The following is an 18,951-nucleotide window of genomic DNA, read 5'->3' as shown; positions in this document are numbered from 1 at the left end:
TCTTATATCATAGTATAACTTCTGTTTCTTCTATTCAAGTGGAAGCCTATGGATTACATAAAAAACGCCCCTGGCATAAATGCCAGAGGCGTTCCCCTTATCACAAGCGGTATTAGTGCTTGGAAATCAGGTTTTTTAGGTTTTCTTTGGAGTTCAATCCAACGACTTTATCCACGGGCTGACCATCTTTGAACAGAATCAAAGTTGGAATACTCATAACGCCAAAACGGGAAGCAGATTCAGGGTTCTCATCTACGTTCACCTTAGCAATTTTAACGTCATCGCCCACGTCAGCAGCAAGCTCTTCCAAGATCGGAGCAAGCATTTTACAAGGACCGCACCAAGGCGCCCAGAAATCTACAAGAACCGTACCTGTACCTTCAACTTCAGTGTTAAAGGATTGATCGGATACATTTACAATAGCCATGAGAAAGTCCTCCTTCTATATCATGCACAAGTATTATTTAAACACCTTATCGTTATCATAAACGATTACTTTATTATAGCATATAACGATGTGTAATGCGAAACGTTTGATTGTTTCCTATCCCTACAATTTCTTTACAAAATCTTCCTATAAACGTTATACTTGAAGAAATTCGTACACGCTGTTATAGGAAAGAACTTCAGCGTATACAGTCTTATGGAGGAGGGTCCATCATGGAACCAAAAGTGCTTCGTCCTTACGATCCACGTTCCCACAAGAATGAAGAACCCCGTAATGATTTATTCGATCTTATGGGTGGATTCTTTGGCATGTTTCTGTTCATGACGGTCATCTTTTTTGGAATGGTCATTATTAAGTTCCTGATCAGTTAACCGCCGAAGATCCAGGAAACACCAAAGTCTGATTCTTTTCTCTATTAAGAGATAGGATCAGACTTTGTTTATTTTGCTGCTTAGAGCGATTTATTATTCAATTTTCCGAAAAAGAAAGTTCCATCTGCTTTATCCTCTATGTTTTCCCCGCTGATTCTCTCCGCGCACAGGAACAACTTCAACAAAAGGCCGGATACGGTCCATAAGTCGTTGCCCTTTGTGTCTCTCTTCCCCATCCTTGCTTGTAAAACTCAGATGTTGTTCCAAATTTTCCAAACTGTAATTGGAGGTATAGAACGTTGGTTTACGGTTCATTCGGTAGTTCAAAATGGAACCAAGCACATGATCCCGTACCCATGGACTTAAGTTCTCTGCACCGATATCATCGAAAATGAGCAAATCACAATTTTTTAATATTTCCGTTGTTTCTTTTAGCTTCTGTCCTTCTTGAATCATGGATTTCAGATCTTCCACGAAATCAGGCATATAGACGATCACACCCGTATAACCAAGAAGAGCAAGTTCATGAAGCAAATACCCCATTAAAAATGTCTTCCCTGTTCCAAAACTTCCTTCCAGGTAAAGCCCTTCTGGTGATAAACCATTTTGCTTCGTATCATTAATATAACGGAACACTTTATTCACAGCAGGAGCACGCTGGAGATCTTTACGTAAAATCTCTGCGACATTATATCCTTCACTTAAAGTACGGTCATCCACATAGAAACTGCGGATTCGCTCTTTCACCTGCTTATCATGTTCGCTTTTCAGCTGTAGAGAGCAAGGCGTCTTCTTATCTATAATTTCAGGTTGTCCATTAAAATATTCAACCGAAAGTTTGGAATAATGACCCTGAAAATCATTGGGGCAATTCGCAAGTCCCGGACAATTGGCACAATGATTGCGGTCTTTAGCGTATTGATAAAATTTACTTAATGAGAGCTTAAACTTCATATCATCCACTTCAGGATGTTCTTCCCTGAATTTTTGCACATTTGGATCTGCTTTAACCTGTTCTTCAATGCGCTTCGATTGCTGACGAAAGGATGGATTCAACTGTTGCAAAATGGGGCCTAAAGATTCCATAGGTATAGTTTGCGCCCACCTTTCTTCTTAAATTGTGAATTAAACTCGCTCAGCTCTGCTAAGCGTACCTAGCCGAAACTCAAGAAAAAGTAGTTCGTTTCGCCTGCATTTCCTCAGCAAAACGAATCATTTCCTCCAGTTCTTCCTCACTGACAACATCACTGCTGCCTGTATCTTGAACAATTGGAATCTCGGGTTTTGATCTTGTCTGCTGTTGATATGAACGAGGACGACTTGTTTTAGAAGTCCGTTCTCCAGCTCCCGCTTTTTCTTTGTTCCCTTTTATTTTCGCTTGATCCCGAATATATTGAACTGCTTTTTCATAAGTATACACTTGTTTTAGCAGCATATTTGAAGCTATAGCTTCCACAAAATTACGATTAATTCGCTGATCGCTGCCTGTTACAAGCATGGTCATCAGATAGTGGATCAGCACATTGATCACTTCTGCTGGCAGCTTATAGCTTAGATCAACCTTCTCAAAAATATCAATCAGATTATCCGGAACAGAACCTGGGAAGAACGTTTGTAATAGACGTAAATAAGGCTCGTTCCTAAGCATCATATTATATTGATGAATGTCACATTTAGTCGCAAATTGAGGTGGAACCTCCAGATAGTACTCCATTTCAACCACATGTTCAACAGGAAGTTCATCGCTTTGTTCACTCTGCGCTACCTGACGAAGATTAACCACTTTGGCTGCATGGATACTTTGTTCTTCTTTCCGTTTCTTCCCTTGCCGGAATGTTTGACTCGCCAGTTGCTGAAGTCGATCTAGAATGACTTCGCCTTGCTGATTAAATACACCATCTTCATCAAGCAATCTGCATACATCTTGAACACCTAAGCTATATTTATGGACTACATAATTAATAATCCCCAGCTGTTCTGTATCAAATCTAAGATGTTCCACATGACGACGATTCACGGATTCCTTCGGAAACCGAAGAATAATATCTGAATAGTTCAGTTTGCTTTCTTCCGGTACAGAAACAATCGCTTGATCGGCTCTGCCACTGGATACTTCGGACAAAGCTTGTTCCAGTTCATAATCAATTACATGCGTATTCAGCTCGAAAATTTCATAAAAAGGCACCGAAATATTCTCTTTATTCATAGCAGGCATTCCAACATCCGGTGCATCTTCCGTCCACAACTGAGACCGCAAAGCCAGCACGGCAAACTTGCCAATTCTATCTCTAAGAAGCAAAGTCAAATGCTGTGTCCTGAAAAACTCTCCAGGCGAAAGCGGTGGACTAAGCTCGTATTCATAGGTATATTCATCTGTCTCTGGTACATAAACCCGTGATGTTTGTAAAAGGCCGACCGCTTCCAGCTTGGAAGTTTGTTCCATCAGGAATGACCGTCCCTTCTCACTTGGATCAATTCCCAAAGTCAGAAATAATTTACGTTGCTGTTCCATTCCTGAATAACCAATCTGATCAGCTCTTACATGCTGAAACAGCAAATGGTACAGACTGATGGCAAAAGCGCCTACCATCGGCTGATAGGCAGAGCTGAGCATCCGTTCGTCCAGGCTGCTAAGGCCAAACTCACGGAAAACGCAGTAACGATGATTTTCTGTAAAGTGAAGCATATTCTTCACGCGCATTGCTCATTACTCCTTCTCTCCGATTTGTAGTGAATTCTATTCTATCATAAAAAGGGCCGGCTTAAATCTTCAAATATAGCCAAAATCCCTGCTTAATCTTTCCGCTATTCCCTCTTATCTGACAAATGTTCGCATTCCCTCTGTTTTTGAAATCAAGGTGTTTCATTGTACTCTACTATTCTATGAAAAGGGAAGACTTTCATGACAAAACCCTCTTCTCATGATATGAAAAGAGGGCAAGTATACACACAAATAATATGGGGAAATCAAAACATTTTGTAGCCGCCTAAACGTAACTTTTGGATCGTCCATCCACTTAGAATTGCACCCGCCACACCACTGAGTCCAATTAAATAATCAACAGGTCCATAAGAACTCATATGTGTACCGAAACTGCTGCTGCGATCCCACATGGAGAAAATGACAATGGGTATAAGGACAATGATAAATAGATAAGCAGGAAACCAAGTCGTTTTCATCAGCATATTCAAAATAAACCCGATTCCAAACATCATAACAAAAAACAAGATCATAAGCACGAGCACAGGTAAAAACTGCATTCGCTTACATCCTCCTTCTTTCTACCAAATCAAGAACTACTATCCATAACAGATAATAAATAGTGTAACCGAAAAAATGTATCCCGGCAATGAACTTTCTAGGTTACTCCAGTGTACTTACCGACTTTTAATGAGATCTTCATTTGCCCTGCTCCTTCTGCCTTTGATACAATAGAATCATTGATTTGATATATGAAATAATCTGATATACAAAATTTAATATCATATAGGAGTGAAACAAATGAGCGAAGCTGCATCAACTCTGGAAGGCTGGTATGCTCTTCATGATTTCCGATCGATTAACTGGTCCGCTTGGCGTTCTGCTGATGAGGAAGCACGTGCTGTTGCTTTAGATGATCTGCAAGAATTTTTACAAGAGTGGACTTCTGTTGAAGAAGCTGGCAAAGGGAGTTCAGCCGTATATACGATCATCGGTCAAAAAGCTGATTTTGTAATGATGCATTTACGTGAATCTTTGGAAGATTTGAATGCACTTGAAAATGCATTTAACAAAACGACTTTTGCTCGTTTTACAACCAAAGCTTACTCTTATGTCAGCGTAGTAGAACTGAGTAATTACCTCGCTGGTAAAGACGCTGATCCGATGCAAAACCCAGAAATTGTGGCGCGTCTGAAGCCGATTCTTCCAAAAAGACAATATATTTGTTTCTATCCAATGAATAAAAAGCGTGAATTGAGCGATAACTGGTACATGCTGTCTATGGACGAGCGTAAAGCAATGATGAGAAGTCATGGTCTGATTGGACGAAGCTATGCAGGGAAGGTAAAACAAATTATTACCGGTTCTGTTGGTTTCGATGATTGGGAATGGGGCGTTACTCTCTTCGCCGACGATGCTCTTCAGTTCAAAAAGCTGGTATACGAGATGCGTTTTGACGAGGTTAGTGCACGTTACGGAGAATTCGGATCTTTCTATGTAGGTAGTCAGCTGAATCCGGAATCTTTCGAAAGTATGTTGAAAGTATAATGTAAATAAGCTCATATAATAAAAAGGATGCCCTTATGCGGCATCCTTTTTTTGCGTGTTTTTTTCGTTTAGTCATTCTCTTCTTCAAGCTTCTTTAAGGATTCCAGGAATTCAGCCGTGGCCCGATCACGGTCACGACCTTTTTCTTTTAACCTTTCGATAGCGGGTAATATCAAGATATCAATTTCCTTTTGTACTATATAGGATAGATCATACTTTTCCTGCTCTTCGAGATAACTCCCAACTTCCATTAAGGCATGATACCGATCCAGTTCATCTCTTTTTAGTAGCCCTCTAACCTGTACACTGCAATGTCTCATTGTTTAAAAGAACCTTCCTTTTTGGAGTACAAGCGGTATACCGCCGATCACATATAGGTAGCGAATATCCACTGCTTTTTTCAGCTGCGCGGCCTTCCATCCCTTCCACTTCTTTCCGTTCACAATCGCTATGGCTTCCCCTTTACCGAGTGAAGCCACCGTTCCTTTATGGCTGAATGTGAACTTGATCAGATGTTTCCCGCGAATCGAAAGCGCTATATTCTTCGCACAATTAACCCCCTGCTGCATAGCAATTTGAGCCGTCGGTGGATAAGGACGGCCATCCTTGTTAAGTACGAGTGAGCTGTCTCCTATAATGTAAATATGGTCGTAACCTGGCGCTCTCAAATACTCATCCACTTTGACACGTCCGCGTGTCACCTCAAACCCTGCATTCTCGATCAGCTTGTTACCTCGAATCCCCCCAGTCCACACTACGGTGGAGGCTTCAATTCGTTCGCCATCTCCAATGATGACACCACCGGCAAAACACTCTTTTATCGGTACACCGATTCGAAGTATAATCCCTTTATTCTTAAGTACATCCATAGCATACTCTACTAATTCTTTATCAAAGCCGGGAAGCGCGGTGGGAGCTGCCTCGACATTGTAAAGTTCAACTTTTTCCGGTTCTACATCAAACTCTTTGCATAGTCGAGGTAACCGGTCTGCCAGTTCAGATACAAATTCTACTCCGCTAAACCCAGCTCCTCCGACTACAAATCGAAGACGGCTTGCTATATTGTCATTTTTATAACAAGCAAACTGGTATTCAATATGTTCTCGAATTAACCTTACAGAGTTAATACTGCGAATCGTCATTGCATGTTCTTTCATCCCGGGAATCCCAAATGTCTCCGGTTCTCCCCCTAGACTGACGACCAAAATATCATACGACAAGGTGCCGTCTTCCAGGATTACTTTTTTCTCGTGCGGCCTAATATCTTTAACAGCAGATTTCACAAGATCGATCTTGAACTCGTCAATCAGCTTAGAAATGGGTACCCTTGCATGATCAATAGTATCCGTTCCAGCAGCTGGCATGTGCAGATGCGTTGTTATGTAATGGTAGTCATGCCTGTTTACAAGCGTAACATCTGCTTCATTGTAGTTCAGTTCTTTTTGAAGTCGCTGTGCGGTTAAAATACCGCCATAGCCTGCGCCAAGGATGACGATCTTAGGAATGTTACTCATGCGCCTACCCCTCCAAAATCATTCAACTCATTATAGAAGGTCTAAGAATATTTCATGAAATTAACGCATGAAAGCGATAAGTTCCAAAAAGGGCTCCTTAGTCACTCTATAATCCCAACCTATAAAAATTGATTACTACCTAAAGACAAATATAGTTCTATCCCTATTCATTAAAACGACATGTTATGTCATGAGGTTTCAAAACTTTATAAAATAAAAGGAAAATTCGTAAAAATCAAGAAATATATCATGCAACAAAAATGATAGCGATACAATCTCAAAATAGCAAGTGAAAATAAATCTTGTTACTGGGATAAAATGAAAGGCAATAGCTTGAAATAACAGTGGAAACAGAATAGAAATCATCTTTGCAACAAATTGCGGTAGTGTCTATAATGAAAATGACTTTAAATATAAGAATCGACAATCTCGTGGATATCCGTGACTTTATTGATTCACAATAACATATAGAGAAAGGTGTGTTTTTAAAATGACGACCCCTGAAACTACGAATGAAATGACGGATTTGCTCATTATCGGCGGTGGTCCTGCTGGGATGTTTGCTGCTTTTTATGGCGGTATGCGTCAGGCATCTGTGAAAATTGTAGAAAGCATGCCTCAACTGGGCGGCCAGCTTGCTGCATTATACCCTGAGAAATTCATATATGATGTAGCCGGCTTCCCTAAAATTACAGCAGGAGAACTGGTGAATAATCTCCTCACGCAAATGGATCGCTTTGATACAGACATTAGACTTGAAGAAAAAGTCGTATCTGTAGAAAAAAAAGAAGAACGGCACTTCGTTGTTACGACAGACAAAGATGTTCATCATGCTAAATCCGTTATTATTACAGCAGGCGTAGGCGCATTTGAACCACGCAGACTGGATCTTGAGGGCGCAGCACGTTTTGAAAAAACAAACCTTCACTATTTTGTAAGTGATCTAAGCCGTTTCGCAGGTAAAAAGGTGCTGATCAGCGGCGGCGGCGACTCTGCAGTTGACTGGGCGCTCATGCTAGAGCCAATTGCTGAACAAGTTACACTGATCCACCGCCGTGACAAATTCCGTGCGCACGAACATAGTGTGGAGAATCTGATGGCTTCCAAAGTAAATGTCATTACTCCTACAGAAATTGCAGAGTTGCACGGAGAAGATCGGATTACCAAAGTTACTCTATCTCATGTAAAAACGAAAGAAACACAAGAAATCGAAGTCGATGATGTCATCGTAAACTTTGGTTTCATCTCTTCTCTTGGTCCTATTGCTGAGTGGGGAATTGAGATTCAAGGTAACTCCATCGTTGTCGACAGTCGAATGGAGACAAGCATACCTGGAATATTTGCTGCAGGGGATATTACAACTTACGAAGGTAAACTTAAACTGATTGCTGTCGGCTTCGGTGAAGCACCTACAGCAGTCAATAATGCCAAAGTATATGTGGACCCTACTGCGAAACTTTCTCCTGGACACAGTAGTAATATGAAGATGTAATCTTTTGGTAAATTATAATTGAAGAATAACACACCAATAAAAAAGGGTATCTTACTCCTGACAACCATTCAGGAGGGATACCCTTTGTCTTATTTGTGCCCACTATGTAACGGTCTTCATATACCTGCTGCACAACCTTGTCCCACCTGCGGCGAGTCTATCGTGGATTACGGATTAACGGAAGATTACGCCGGGCCTTATAGCCCTTATGTGTCATCTTCGGATTATCTTACGATACCAGAAGCTAAAGGCTACTGTATTCACCTCATGTTCTGTCCTCACTGTCTGACGCAGTCTTCATATGCTGTAGAAACATGGGAAGTGCCAGGCCATATTGGACCGCCAAACCACGAGGATCTCTAATGAAAAACGGCAGGGACGTCGGTGTTCAGTTCGCGCCTGAGGATCTCACCTAATAATAACTCAATGAAATCGCGCTCAAGCTGAAGCTCGATTGCCATGTGATAAGAATCGAGCAACATCTCATCTGAAAGCATAGCCATCTCCGACACAACCTTTCTTTTTTTTCCTCGTCTCTATTCTATCAAAGAACAAAAAGTAGAACAAGCGTTCTGTTATCCACACCCAAATGTGGAAATCATGTGTATAATATGTTAATAAATTGAAAAAGACGAGGTTTTAAAAGGAAGGATATGTGGACAATATTTATACACAGGACAATAAAACGATTTTCAAAAAAAATATATTTAATTTATTATTAAAGAAATTAGCTAGATTTAAAGTGAAATAATAGAAAAGAAGAAATATCAGAACCTTTTACCCGGTTACATCTTCTCTAATCACTTTCTAAATAAAATTATTGTGGTCTGGTGTTCACTTCCAAAATCCATATTTTCCCGGAATAATCAAGTCCATAATCAAAGCCAAGTTCACCAATGCCTGGGAACCTTTCTTCTAGAAGTACGGTGCAGGTTCGCGTAAGTTTGCGCATCTCTTGCTGTTTCACTCTCGCATCAATATGAGGTAAGGAACGTCGCAAAGCCTCCCGACATTTCAGTAGCGTTCCCCCTTTACATACATTGGTTATGACGAGACCTGGGCGAGCATGTCTCCCAAGCATGGCTGTAATCTTCCACTCTCCCTCTTTTTTCACGAATTTTACTCGGTAGTCAATAGGGCGTCCCTTAATACGAGCCAGAGCAATTCCTTGTTGGATCAGATAACTTCTTTTCAATTTATTTTTCGCAAGCGAACGATACAACGCTTTATAGCTAGAGAAGCTATACGTATGAGACATTTTCGTAAAAGAATATTTTTCTCCCTCTTTACTCACACGGATAACTCCGTTCCCGCCCCCGCCATGTACGGGCTTAACAAATACCATTCCATATTTCTGTAACATATCTTTCAAATGTTGCTCGGTAAATACCGCTGTTTCTGGGATATGATTTGCGATATAAGGATTTGTCTGAAGAACTTCTGTTTTAATTAATTTACTTCCAATGATCCGATTCATACGTTTCCCTCCTTCAGAACATAAAAATGAAGTCAGATCGAGTCCTAATATATATATATTTCTGTAACTCTTTCTTCTCTTGTATGTCTGTCCTTATAGAAACGCCTCTTTATGAGGGAAATGAGAATTGGGATTTTTATCTAAGATAGGCTATATTAATAGATAGATTACGATAAGGAAAGGAGCTTTCACTTCGTGGCTCAATTTATTGAAAGTTTTTACGGGGTTGCCTATTTCGCCATGGCCATTGTACTCGTGGCAGTCACCACTCTTACCTTTATCACAGGCATCAAGTTTATTCGTGATAAAAAACATATCGGATTTGGAATCGGCTGTATTGGCTTTTCCATTCTCTTTACCGTAATTATTATAGAAGCCGTTAAGTTAATTAGCGCTTAAGCAATGGTTACAGGAAACCATCTTCTCCAAAGAAAAGAGAGATGGTTTTTTTCGTATATCTCTTTTTCGGTTACAATAACAAAAACGAGGAAAGAAGGAGCTGTGCTGCCCATGTCTGAGCGTATTGGAATCATTGATATCGGATCGAACTCCATCAGACTTGTAATCTATGAAGTGCTGAATATAGGAGCCTACCGTGTTTTATACGAGAAAAAATATGCGGCAAGACTGAGCCAAAAGGTAGACACTGACGGGACGATCAGCTATGAAGCGATCAGCTCTATTCTGCCGGTACTTCGCAGTTATCAAGAAATATGTGCTAGCTACCAAGTAACTCATGTCAGAGCAGCCGCTACAGCTGCGATACGTAATGCACAGAATAGCAGCGACATAACCAAGTGGATTAAGGAAGAAACTAGTCTTGAAATCCAGCTGATATCTGGGGAAGATGAAGGCCGTTTAGGCTTTTTAGGTGTCATTGAATCCATTTCCTTATCTGACGGATTTATTATTGACATTGGCGGAGGAAGTACGGAGATAACCCTTTTTCTAAACGGTGAATATCATGAAAGTCTTTCTATTCCATATGGTGCTGTAAATGCGCATGCCCGCTATGGAACTTCTACTCACTGGAGTCGTGAGATGGTAGACGATTTCCGTAGTTCCATACATACCTTTCTCAAGGAACATGCTTGGACACAGCAACACCCGGGGCTCACATTGGTTGGTCTTGGAGGCACGGTTCGTTCTCTAGCTAAGATGGTACAGAAAAAACAAGAATATTCTCTTCCTGTCATGCACAATTACCGAATGGAATCGGAAGATATTCGCGTATTTTATAATACTCTTCCTTATATTCCTTCAGATCAACGAAAAAAGACACCCGGCTTATCAAAAGACCGGGCAGACTTGATCATTCCTGGTGTAATTTTATTACAAACGATCTTCGACTGGCTTGAATCCACACACTACATCGTCAGTGGAGCAGGGCTTCGAGATGGGCTTTTCTATGAACTCATGCAAAAAGACTACCCTGAGTACATGAAACAGGAAGTATTAACAAAAAGTATTTGGAATCTCCTTCATTTCCATTCATCAGCCCCGGCAGGGCATATGAACCAAGTCCATTCCTGTATGCAGCAGCTGTATCAGGTGCTTGAAGGGGAAGCTTCGCTATCTGACAGCCGAATTATGTATGCCTCCTCCATGCTGTATCGCATCGGGGAGCAAATTCAGCATCATAGGGCAAGCCAGCACTCGCTTTACTGGATTAAGAACCATGGAGTATGGGGCCTGAGCCACCGTGAAACGATCATCACTGCCATCATAGCCGACTATCATCCAAAAGGCCGAACGCCTGCTGAGATCGATTCTCATCAAGACATCTTATATTCAGAAGACTATAAACGAATCACTCGCCTCGGCTCACTGCTAAGACTTGCTTCTGCCTTGTATGGAAACGGCGGAACCGTCGTAGAGTCGATGACAATAGACAAAAAAGACGACTTCCTGCAGCTGAATTTAACTTGCCGCAGAATGCCATCTATGGAACAAAAAGAACTGGAAGACATAAAAAAAGAAGTAGAAAAAGCTTGGAAAGTACACTTGTATTGGACTATTTCGATTTCTTCCAAGTCTTAATCTGAATCGCCTCAAATTGACTCCGAAGTAAAGGCTCCTTGTTATTAACCGGGACATAAGTTCCGTTAGATAATAACAGGCGGGCTTTTACGTTGTCTTTAAGCGAAAGTTCCAGCGTATTCACCAGTATTTCTTTTAGTTTGCGATCATTTACCGGGCACATGAGTTCGATCCGGCGATCCAGATTCCTTGTCATCCAGTCTGCGCTCGATAAATAAACTTCGTAGTCTCCTTCATTCTCAAAGTAGAAAATACGTGAATGCTCTAAGAAACGATCGACAATACTTATAACCCGTATATTCTCACTGATCCCTTCAAGGCCCGGACGCAAGCAGCAAACTCCTCTAACGATAAGCTGAATCTTTACTCCCGCTTGTGAAGCTGCATATAGTTCATCAATGATTTCCTGATTAGAAAGAGAATTAACCTTGGCAATAATTCTAGCGGGTTTACCATTCTTGGCGTTTGCTGCTTCTCGCTGGATCATTTCGAACAATTTATTTTTCAGTCCATCTGGTGCGAGATGAATTTCCCTTAGCCCCTGAGCTTCTGAATAACCAGTAATATCATTAAATATCTCTGAAGCATCTTCTCCAATCTGTGGACTCGAGGTTAATAAACCGATATCCGTATATACCCGTGCTGTGCTCGCATTATAATTACCGGTTCCTACATGAACATATCTGCGCAGCGTATCCTGTTCTCTGCGTACAATCAGAATGATTTTCGCATGCGTTTTGAGACCTAATAAGCCATAAACTACGTGGCAGCCCGCTTTTTCAAGTTCCCGAGCCCAAGCTATATTTCGTTCTTCATCAAATCTTGCCTTGAGTTCTACGACGACGGTGACCTGTTTCCCCATTTCAGCAGCATGTGCCAACGCAGGAATTAACCGCGAGTCTCCATTTACCCGATATAACGTCATTTTGATCGCCATGACATCTGGATCTTCTGCTGCTTCTTCCAGAAAATCAGTCACCGCATCAAAAGATTCATAGGGATGGTATAAGAGAACATCTTGTCTGCGTAAAATTTTAAAATAGCTTTCGTCGGTATGAAAGACTTCTGGATATACCGGTTTCAGATTCGGATATTTCAAATGATTGTAGCCTTCGAGCTGGTCAACAAAACTGCCTAGAAACCCTAGATCCAGCGGACCCTGAATTTCAAACATCTGGTCGTCTTTAATACCGAACTCATGCTTCAAGTAAGCAAGTGCATTCGGGTGAATACCCTCCTCCACTTCAAGGCATACCGGGGCTCCCCGCCGGCGACGTCTTAGCTCTTTTTCTATTTCTTCCAGTAAATCTTCTACTTCTTCTTCATTAATATAAAGATCCGAATTTCTGGTTAACCGAAAGCCATGAACCGACTCCGGTATGTACCCACTGAACAGCGTATGAATATGATGCTTTATTAGCTCTTCGGTAAGGATAAATGATTTTTTCTTACTGTTCGAACGGAGTGGAACCTGAATCACTCTTGGGATATTGGAAGGAACTTGGACGATAGCAAAATAAAGTTCGTCCCCGTCTCCTTCTTTCCGCAAGACGACAGCGAGATAAACAAACTTATGATGTACAAGTGGAAAAGGTCTGCTTTGATCCACAGCCATAGGTGTAAGCACAGGAAACACAATATCATGATAATATTGCTCCATCGCCTTCTGCTGGGTTGCATTCAGATCTGGGTACTCCATAAATACAATGCCTTTTTTGGAGAGCTGTCTCATGAGGTCCCGATAAGAGCGATACTGTTCCTGAATCATCTTAGAGATCCGCTTCATTAATCGTTTGTAGAGACCCGTTGGTGTGTAACCGGTAAAATCTTTTTTCATCAGCTCTGCCTTCATCTTCTCTCTCGTTTCAGCGACCCGTACACTCATAAATTCATCTAGATTCGAGGTAACAATGGATAAGAAACGAACACGTTCTAATAGAGGTGTATCCACATTTTGTGCTTCCTGAAGTACTCTTCGGTTGAACTCGAGCCAGCTTAAATCTCGATTCAAATAGGAATATACTTCACGTTCCGTCCTGTTTTCTAGAATCACGTTCTCTTTTTTCATAAGACCCCTCACAGTAAGAATCATTATAGTAGCTCATTATATTGTAAACCTTCCTAAAAGAGTCAATCATCAACCCTATGTTAAATTTACGTAAATATCATGTAAAATCTTCCATTCGGCTGCATATATATATCGTAGATAGGATGAAGAGTTCATAAAGTTTAGAGCACTAGTCTGCCAAATTCTATCGAATGCTTTACAATAGAGTAGAGAGAAGGTAAAGTGTTTACGTCAGCTCTCTTTAGGGCATTAGAACGTAAATTAACACCTAATAGAAGGAGGATACGATGAATTCTAACAAATCTAGAACGTTGCAAAAAAACATAGAGTTTTTTACCGCCGCCTTATCTCAAACCGTCGTTTCCGTCTGGCAGGAAGATTCCGCAGGCGTGTATTGCGAAATCGCTCGCGGATATGTAGAAATGTTTTCTAATGATCAGGTTCGAGTTAGAAGTGAGGATGGGATGGAACACCATTACTCCAGAGATACCGTTATATTTCAAACCGAGGTTTAATATATAGATACGACTACATGACACGAAGCATTTATCCGTTGTAATGTAGTCGTTTTTTATTACTTCATATTATGATAAATACGGTGCATCAAATTCGATGATGTTATGATCGGGATCAAGAATGAAAATTTGGGCAAATCCAGCCACACTGTTAGGTCTTGCTTCATAGGGGATTCCTACAGATTCAAGCCATTGTTTCGTTTTTTCAAAGCTTTTTACCCACACAGCAAAGTGCCCGTCTGTAGTATCCACCCCGCTGATCCGAAGTGTTTCTCCTGCTGGGTGCTGCAATAGATGCAGCTGCTGCCCTTCTCCAATCGAGTACCAAACTCCTGTTGAATCAAAAGGAGGCCGCGTTATCTGTTTTAATTTTAATTTTTCAGCATAGAACTGATGAGCCCTCGTTAAGTCTCGAATTGCCAAACTCACATGATGGATACGTTCCATTTCAATCATGGTGGTTACACCTCTTCTATTTCTTTTGTATATCCTAACAGGAAATATATTACAAAACAGTCTGTAATGATATGCTAACATATCCTGCGCTTCTTGTTGATATAAATTACGAAATCTGCGAAAGACAATAAATGAGAGCTGGCAGCATCACTTATTGTGATATCGCCAGCTCTCTTTTTATCATCAACATATTCAGTTAGACAGAAGATACTAACCATCTGTACTCATCAGAATGCCACTTATCTATGTACGTTACCTTTTTATTGACTCTCCCACACGACACGACTCGTAACCAAATCGATAATTTTTGCATTTTCGACAAAAGCGGCAAGTTCTAACGCATCCTGTTTATTTAAATAGGCATCAAAATAGGCCCCATCTACATATAAAGCTACACCGTGTTCTTCCGAAGAAGTTTCTGTATTCGCCAAAATCACCTCTGCGCTGTCTTTGCTGGGTTGTTCTGTTTCCTCCGGGAATATGTCCTGTAACGGTGCAGTTTCTTCTATTGCTATTACAGCTTCGCTCTCTACGGACCCGCTCTCTGCCGTTAACTCATTGGTCTCTTCAGGCTGTTCCGTTTTAGCACCCTCTGCATATTCAGTCGTCATCTGCTCTATGTCTCCATCTTCTGTTGAAACAAGGAATTCCGTGTCATTAGGCTCCTGATAATAAACCACCTTATTGGACGAAGAGCTTAGTCGCATAAATATCAAAAATGTCTCGGAGTACGATACAGTGATCGTCCCTTCTGTAGCATTTGGAAGCTGCTTATACTCCACAATCAGCTGACCTTTTGAATCATACCAATCATTGCCTAGTGCTTCCTGTTTAAACTCCCTAAGCGTCTCAGGTGAGGGAGGTAACTCTAAGTAATCTGAAGCTTTTTTTACTATATGTTCCGAAATGGGCTGTGCGATGTAATCCGAAAATACAGGTTCAACCACCTTTTTCACCAAAATTAACAGAATTGCGCAAATAATCAGTACGACAAGGATAGTTCGCATGACCCTATTTATGCTATTCACCATCATATTAGTCCCCTTTTTCTATGTACAAAGACCTGCTTATATAAAAGATATCGGTGAATACGATCATTATGATGAGTCTAAATCATTCATAAAAAACAAAAAAAACCTCCTGAACTAAGCATCACTTTCGCTATGCTCAAGGTTCAGGAGGTATCGTCCTATACATTTCAAATCCAATATGAAATTTTTATGCTATGAAAAGTAGATCTTAGCAAGGTTCTTCGTTTGGTTTCCCTGCATCGGTTGCCGTACGGAAAGAAGAACCGCATCCGCAAGTGGCAATCGCATTCGGGTTATGAATGGTAAATCCTCCGGTCATGCCGGATTCTTCAAAGTCGATTTCCAGACCTTCTAACAGACGAAGGCTGTCTTTCTCCACGACTACCTTCATATCCTGGATCGTCATAAATACATCTTGATCTGTTTCGTTATCGTCGAATCCCATTGCATATGAAAATCCGGTGCAACCACCGGGTGCTACGCCAAGACGCAAAAACATATTTGGTGTTTCTTGTTGCTCGAGCATCTCTTTCAAACGTTCTGCTGCTGTATCACTAATGGTAATCATCGGTCATACCTCCTTCTATCTAATAAGATTCAATTATCTGACGTCCGATGTGACGAAAAAATAATATGATTCCTATATCTTATGTAGAATTATACTCCACCTGTTCTCCTACCTCAAGGGATTAACATGGAATAAAGCCCCTAAGTGAACAAGCTTTTTACACCTATGTATTGAACCGCTCGGATGTGAGGTTTATAATAGTAGGGAATTGTACATGGAAGTGTCGAAGAATTGTCACAGAAATCTGCCTTTGTAGCCGTAATTTTAGTTGTAACTTTTTTCACATTCTTAACATAACTACTGTTTGGTCTTTGAATCATTTTATTATGGAAAACATAAAGTTTGACTCAGGAGGAATTAGCATGTCTACATTAATCACACCATTTACAGATACCAAAATGGCTGCCATCATCGAAAAAGTACAGAATGGACAGCGTTTGACACTGGAAGACGGTGTTTATCTTTATGAGAGCGATGATCTTCTTACGATTGGACAACTTGCCAATGAAGCAAATCTGCGCAAAAACGGTAAAAAAGTATATTTCATTGAAAATATGAGTTTATATTTTACGAATGTATGTGAAGCTCGCTGTGCTTTTTGTAACTTCAGAAAAGACCAGGGGGAAGAAGGATCTTATACCCTTTCCGGACAAGAAATGATTGACTATGTAGAACAGCACATCCATCCTGGTGTTAGAGAGTTCCATATTGTTGGTGGACATAACCCTCATGTGCCATTCGAGTATTATGTTGATTCCCTGCGAGCTCTGAACGAAAAATATCCGAATGTTACACTTAAAGCGTACACGGCAGCTGAAATTGACTTCTTCACACGGATCAGCGGCCTCAGTGTCAAAGAAGTTTTGCAAGAACTGCAAAACGCAGGACTCCAATCCCTCACAGGTGGCGGTGCGGAAATTCTATCTGATGAATATCGTCAGAAAATGAAAGTAACCAAAGCCAATGTTGATCGCTACCTCGAAGTTCATCGGACAGCTCATCAGCTTGGTATGAAGACACACACAACAATGCTTTATGGCTCTGTTGAATCCTACGAAGATCGAATTCAACATATGCTGCAAATTCGTGAGCTTCAAGATGAAACGGGTGGATTTATGGTCTTTATTCCGCTCTCCATGCAGCCGAAAAGTAAAAATGCCGGTATCATGCGTCGGAACTCAGCATATGAAGATCTTAAAACCATCGCGATCTCTAGACTCATGCTCGATAACATCGATCATGTGAAAGCTTACTTCATTAATATTGGTGCTCAATTAACGCAAGTAGCTCTCAGTTTTGGGGCATCTGATGTGCACGGTACAATTGTACGTGAACAGATCAGTCACGCTGCTGGTGCGCTTACTCCTGCAGGGCTAACTCGTAAAGAACTCATCTGGCTTGTAAAAGGTGCGGGCCGTATTCCCGTTGAACGTGACACCTTCTACAATGAGATTGAAGTTTTCGAATAATAACTTGATCCTTGAAACAATTCCCATTGGATTCAGCTCTTTACCATAGAGCTGAATCCACTTTATTGTTTCCGCAGGTTACATTCATTATCCCATCATCCCCATCGGCCTTATCATCATGACCGAGCGTAAACTAACATCTTTGCAAGATCGCATAAGAAAGGAAGTTATATCGTCATGAAAAATATCGTTATCCTCGGAGGCGGCTACGGCGGTCTTACCGTAATTAAACATCTTCTTGAAGGCTCTATCCCAAATGATACTCAGATTGTCCTCGTGGACCGCATGCCTTTTCAAGGGCTCAAAACTGAATACTACGCACTTGCTGCAGGGACTGTATCTGATTATGATCTGCGTGTGCAGTACCCTGTGCATGAACGTCTAACATATAAATATGGTGAAGTTGAATCCATTGATTTAGAAGGAAAAGTGATTCAACTTCAAAATGAGGACCCCCTCCCTTATGATCAATTAGTTATTGGTCTTGGGTGCACAGACCGTTTTCATGGAACCCCGGGTGCAGAAGAATACAGTAATACCATTCAAAGCTTCCGAAACACACGTGAGACCTATCTACGCCTCAGTGAAATCAAACCCTATGGTCAAGTTCACATTGTAGGAGGAGGACTCAGCGGAGTTGAAATCGCTGCTGAAATTAGAGAAAGCCGATCAGATCTAAATGTAACCATTTTGGACCGAGGTGATCGTGTTCTTTCCGCTTTTCCGCAGCGATTATCTGCTTATGTTGGAGAATGGTTCGCAGAACATCAGGTAGAGATTAAGAATCATATTTCGGTATCGAGGGTAGAACCCAATGCCATCTATAATCGGGATGAAGAAATCGTAACCGATGCGGTAATATGGACAGCAGGAATTCAGCCTGTAAAAATGGTTCGTGATCTGAATGTACAGAAAGATCCCCAGGGCCGGGTTACTCTTAATGAGTATTATCAAATTCCTGAATATCCGGAAGTATATGTCGTGGGTGACTGTGCGAGCCTTCCTTTTGCACCAAGCGCACAGGCTGCAGAAGTGCAAGGAGAACAAATTGCACATATTATTCAAGCACTTTGGAAGAATGAAAAACCCAAAACCGAAGCTCTCAAACTGCGCGGTACTCTAGGAGCACTCGGCAAGAAAGCTGGTTTTGGGCTTATGGGTAAGACATCGATGATGGGACGTGTTCCCCGGATTCTAAAAAGCGGTGTCCTCTGGATGTCGAAACGTCATCTGGGTTAAAGAAGAGAGTCTCT

21 protein-coding genes are annotated in these 18,951 nt (G+C 41.1%); 9 read left to right on the top strand and 12 right to left on the bottom strand.

What is annotated here, in order from left to right; translation table 11 throughout:
* Positions 1–112: 112 nt before the first annotated feature.
* On the bottom strand, positions 113–427 hold the full coding sequence (trxA, locus tag H9647_RS16640) for a thioredoxin (RefSeq protein ID WP_191802012.1): 315 nt from the start codon (positions 425–427) through the stop codon (positions 113–115).
* A gap of 233 nt (positions 428–660) precedes the next feature.
* Between trxA and H9647_RS16635 the strand changes: the two genes are divergently transcribed.
* A complete protein-coding gene (locus tag H9647_RS16635; RefSeq protein ID WP_191802010.1) occupies positions 661–819 on the top strand; it encodes a YqzM family protein in 159 nt (52 codons plus the stop codon).
* A gap of 129 nt (positions 820–948) precedes the next feature.
* On the opposite strand, the gene dnaI is transcribed toward H9647_RS16635, so the two are convergent.
* The 3 genes from dnaI to H9647_RS16620 all read right to left on the bottom strand — a co-directional run bounded on the left by dnaI (position 949) and on the right by H9647_RS16620 (position 4,080).
* Entirely contained in the window at positions 949–1,905 is a 957-nt protein-coding gene (gene dnaI, locus H9647_RS16630; RefSeq protein ID WP_191802008.1) for a primosomal protein DnaI, read from the bottom strand.
* Between the two features lie 79 nt (positions 1,906–1,984).
* Positions 1,985–3,520, bottom strand: coding sequence for a DnaD domain protein (locus H9647_RS16625; RefSeq protein ID WP_191802006.1), 1,536 nt, complete (start codon positions 3,518–3,520; stop codon positions 1,985–1,987).
* A 266-nt stretch (positions 3,521–3,786) separates the two neighbouring features.
* Complete coding sequence (locus H9647_RS16620) at positions 3,787–4,080, bottom strand: YuiB family protein (RefSeq protein ID WP_191802004.1); 294 nt, start codon at positions 4,078–4,080, stop codon at positions 3,787–3,789.
* A gap of 241 nt (positions 4,081–4,321) precedes the next feature.
* Between H9647_RS16620 and hemQ the strand changes: the two genes are divergently transcribed.
* Positions 4,322–5,068 (top strand): hydrogen peroxide-dependent heme synthase, encoded by a 747-nt coding sequence (gene hemQ, locus H9647_RS16615; protein ID WP_191802002.1) that lies wholly within the window; start codon positions 4,322–4,324, stop codon positions 5,066–5,068.
* A 68-nt stretch (positions 5,069–5,136) separates the two neighbouring features.
* On the opposite strand, the gene H9647_RS16610 is transcribed toward hemQ, so the two are convergent.
* Together H9647_RS16610 and H9647_RS16605 are read right to left on the bottom strand one after the other, a co-directional pair.
* On the bottom strand, positions 5,137–5,388 hold the full coding sequence (locus H9647_RS16610) for a hypothetical protein (protein ID WP_160034815.1): 252 nt from the start codon (positions 5,386–5,388) through the stop codon (positions 5,137–5,139).
* Positions 5,389–5,391: 3 nt separating this feature from the next.
* Positions 5,392–6,582, bottom strand: a complete 1,191-nt coding sequence (locus tag H9647_RS16605) for an NAD(P)/FAD-dependent oxidoreductase (protein WP_191802000.1) — start codon at positions 6,580–6,582, stop codon at positions 5,392–5,394.
* 490 nt (positions 6,583–7,072) lie between these two features.
* Here H9647_RS16605 and H9647_RS16600 point away from each other — a divergent pair, with 490 nt between their 5' ends.
* Positions 7,073–8,074, top strand: coding sequence for an NAD(P)/FAD-dependent oxidoreductase (locus tag H9647_RS16600; RefSeq protein WP_191801998.1), 1,002 nt, complete (start codon positions 7,073–7,075; stop codon positions 8,072–8,074).
* Positions 8,075–8,158: 84 nt separating this feature from the next.
* Positions 8,159–8,437 carry a hypothetical protein gene (locus H9647_RS16595; RefSeq protein WP_191801996.1) on the top strand — a complete coding sequence of 93 codons (279 nt, stop codon included), beginning with the start codon at positions 8,159–8,161 and terminating at the stop codon, positions 8,435–8,437.
* Here H9647_RS16595 and sda read toward each other — a convergent pair.
* Positions 8,434–8,577 carry a sporulation histidine kinase inhibitor Sda gene (gene sda, locus H9647_RS16590; RefSeq protein WP_191801994.1) on the bottom strand — a complete coding sequence of 48 codons (144 nt, stop codon included), beginning with the start codon at positions 8,575–8,577 and terminating at the stop codon, positions 8,434–8,436. The genes H9647_RS16595 and sda overlap by 4 nt on opposite strands.
* Positions 8,578–8,891: 314 nt before the next feature.
* Positions 8,892–9,551, bottom strand: a complete 660-nt coding sequence (locus H9647_RS16585) for a YheC/YheD family protein (RefSeq protein ID WP_191801992.1) — start codon at positions 9,549–9,551, stop codon at positions 8,892–8,894.
* A gap of 195 nt (positions 9,552–9,746) precedes the next feature.
* Here H9647_RS16585 and H9647_RS16580 point away from each other — a divergent pair, with 195 nt between their 5' ends.
* Both H9647_RS16580 and H9647_RS16575 read left to right on the top strand, forming a co-directional pair.
* Positions 9,747–9,950 (top strand): hypothetical protein, encoded by a 204-nt coding sequence (locus H9647_RS16580; RefSeq protein WP_191801990.1) that lies wholly within the window; start codon positions 9,747–9,749, stop codon positions 9,948–9,950.
* A 111-nt stretch (positions 9,951–10,061) separates the two neighbouring features.
* Positions 10,062–11,591 (top strand): Ppx/GppA phosphatase family protein, encoded by a 1,530-nt coding sequence (locus H9647_RS16575; protein WP_191801987.1) that lies wholly within the window; start codon positions 10,062–10,064, stop codon positions 11,589–11,591.
* On the opposite strand, the gene ppk1 is transcribed toward H9647_RS16575, so the two are convergent.
* A complete protein-coding gene (ppk1, locus tag H9647_RS16570; protein WP_225229360.1) occupies positions 11,566–13,659 on the bottom strand; it encodes a polyphosphate kinase 1 in 2,094 nt (697 codons plus the stop codon). The two genes, H9647_RS16575 and ppk1, sit on opposite strands and share 26 nt — an antisense overlap.
* Before the next feature lie 287 nt (positions 13,660–13,946).
* Between ppk1 and H9647_RS16565 the strand changes: the two genes are divergently transcribed.
* Entirely contained in the window at positions 13,947–14,174 is a 228-nt protein-coding gene (locus H9647_RS16565) for a hypothetical protein (RefSeq protein ID WP_160034799.1), read from the top strand.
* Between the two features lie 69 nt (positions 14,175–14,243).
* Here H9647_RS16565 and H9647_RS16560 read toward each other — a convergent pair whose 3' ends face one another.
* From H9647_RS16560 to H9647_RS16550, 3 genes are all read right to left on the bottom strand, one after another.
* Complete coding sequence (locus H9647_RS16560) at positions 14,244–14,630, bottom strand: VOC family protein (protein WP_191801985.1); 387 nt, start codon at positions 14,628–14,630, stop codon at positions 14,244–14,246.
* Positions 14,631–14,890: 260 nt separating this feature from the next.
* Positions 14,891–15,637, bottom strand: coding sequence for a hypothetical protein (locus H9647_RS16555; protein WP_191801983.1), 747 nt, complete (start codon positions 15,635–15,637; stop codon positions 14,891–14,893).
* Between the two features lie 232 nt (positions 15,638–15,869).
* Entirely contained in the window at positions 15,870–16,229 is a 360-nt protein-coding gene (locus H9647_RS16550) for a HesB/IscA family protein (RefSeq protein ID WP_191801981.1), read from the bottom strand.
* Between the two features lie 362 nt (positions 16,230–16,591).
* Here H9647_RS16550 and mqnE point away from each other — a divergent pair, with 362 nt between their 5' ends.
* Together mqnE and H9647_RS16540 are read left to right on the top strand one after the other, a co-directional pair.
* Positions 16,592–17,698, top strand: a complete 1,107-nt coding sequence (mqnE, locus tag H9647_RS16545) for an aminofutalosine synthase MqnE (RefSeq protein WP_191801978.1) — start codon at positions 16,592–16,594, stop codon at positions 17,696–17,698.
* Between the two features lie 177 nt (positions 17,699–17,875).
* Entirely contained in the window at positions 17,876–18,937 is a 1,062-nt protein-coding gene (locus H9647_RS16540; RefSeq protein WP_191801976.1) for an NAD(P)/FAD-dependent oxidoreductase, read from the top strand.
* The last annotated feature ends 14 nt before the right edge of the window (positions 18,938–18,951 follow it).

The organism is Paenibacillus gallinarum, assembly GCF_014836635.1.
GTDB classification, from domain to species: Bacteria; Bacillota; Bacilli; order Paenibacillales; family Paenibacillaceae; genus Paenibacillus; species Paenibacillus gallinarum.
The sequence above is the reverse complement of the archived record's forward strand: the minus strand, read 5'-3'. Positions and strand labels throughout refer to the sequence as shown.

Bases quoted from the DNA above. Each gene is read 5' to 3' on its own strand.
- trxA (WP_191802012.1), bottom strand. From the start codon at position 427: ATGGCTATTGTAAATGTATCCGATCAATCCTTTAACACTGAAGTTGAA.
- H9647_RS16635 (WP_191802010.1), top strand. From the start codon at position 661: ATGGAACCAAAAGTGCTTCGTCCTTACGATCCACGTTCCCACAAGAAT.
- dnaI (WP_191802008.1), bottom strand. From the start codon at position 1,905: ATGGAATCTTTAGGCCCCATTTTGCAACAGTTGAATCCATCCTTTCGT.
- H9647_RS16625 (WP_191802006.1), bottom strand. From the start codon at position 3,520: ATGCGCGTGAAGAATATGCTTCACTTTACAGAAAATCATCGTTACTGC.
- H9647_RS16620 (WP_191802004.1), bottom strand. From the start codon at position 4,080: ATGCAGTTTTTACCTGTGCTCGTGCTTATGATCTTGTTTTTTGTTATG.
- hemQ (WP_191802002.1), top strand. From the start codon at position 4,322: ATGAGCGAAGCTGCATCAACTCTGGAAGGCTGGTATGCTCTTCATGAT.
- H9647_RS16610 (WP_160034815.1), bottom strand. From the start codon at position 5,388: ATGAGACATTGCAGTGTACAGGTTAGAGGGCTACTAAAAAGAGATGAA.
- H9647_RS16605 (WP_191802000.1), bottom strand. From the start codon at position 6,582: ATGAGTAACATTCCTAAGATCGTCATCCTTGGCGCAGGCTATGGCGGT.
- H9647_RS16600 (WP_191801998.1), top strand. From the start codon at position 7,073: ATGACGACCCCTGAAACTACGAATGAAATGACGGATTTGCTCATTATC.
- sda (WP_191801994.1), bottom strand. From the start codon at position 8,577: ATGGCTATGCTTTCAGATGAGATGTTGCTCGATTCTTATCACATGGCA.
- H9647_RS16585 (WP_191801992.1), bottom strand. From the start codon at position 9,551: ATGAATCGGATCATTGGAAGTAAATTAATTAAAACAGAAGTTCTTCAG.
- H9647_RS16575 (WP_191801987.1), top strand. From the start codon at position 10,062: ATGTCTGAGCGTATTGGAATCATTGATATCGGATCGAACTCCATCAGA.
- ppk1 (WP_225229360.1), bottom strand. From the start codon at position 13,659: ATGAAAAAAGAGAACGTGATTCTAGAAAACAGGACGGAACGTGAAGTA.
- H9647_RS16565 (WP_160034799.1), top strand. From the start codon at position 13,947: ATGAATTCTAACAAATCTAGAACGTTGCAAAAAAACATAGAGTTTTTT.
- H9647_RS16560 (WP_191801985.1), bottom strand. From the start codon at position 14,630: ATGATTGAAATGGAACGTATCCATCATGTGAGTTTGGCAATTCGAGAC.
- H9647_RS16555 (WP_191801983.1), bottom strand. From the start codon at position 15,637: ATGCGAACTATCCTTGTCGTACTGATTATTTGCGCAATTCTGTTAATT.
- H9647_RS16550 (WP_191801981.1), bottom strand. From the start codon at position 16,229: ATGATTACCATTAGTGATACAGCAGCAGAACGTTTGAAAGAGATGCTC.
- mqnE (WP_191801978.1), top strand. From the start codon at position 16,592: ATGTCTACATTAATCACACCATTTACAGATACCAAAATGGCTGCCATC.
- H9647_RS16540 (WP_191801976.1), top strand. From the start codon at position 17,876: ATGAAAAATATCGTTATCCTCGGAGGCGGCTACGGCGGTCTTACCGTA.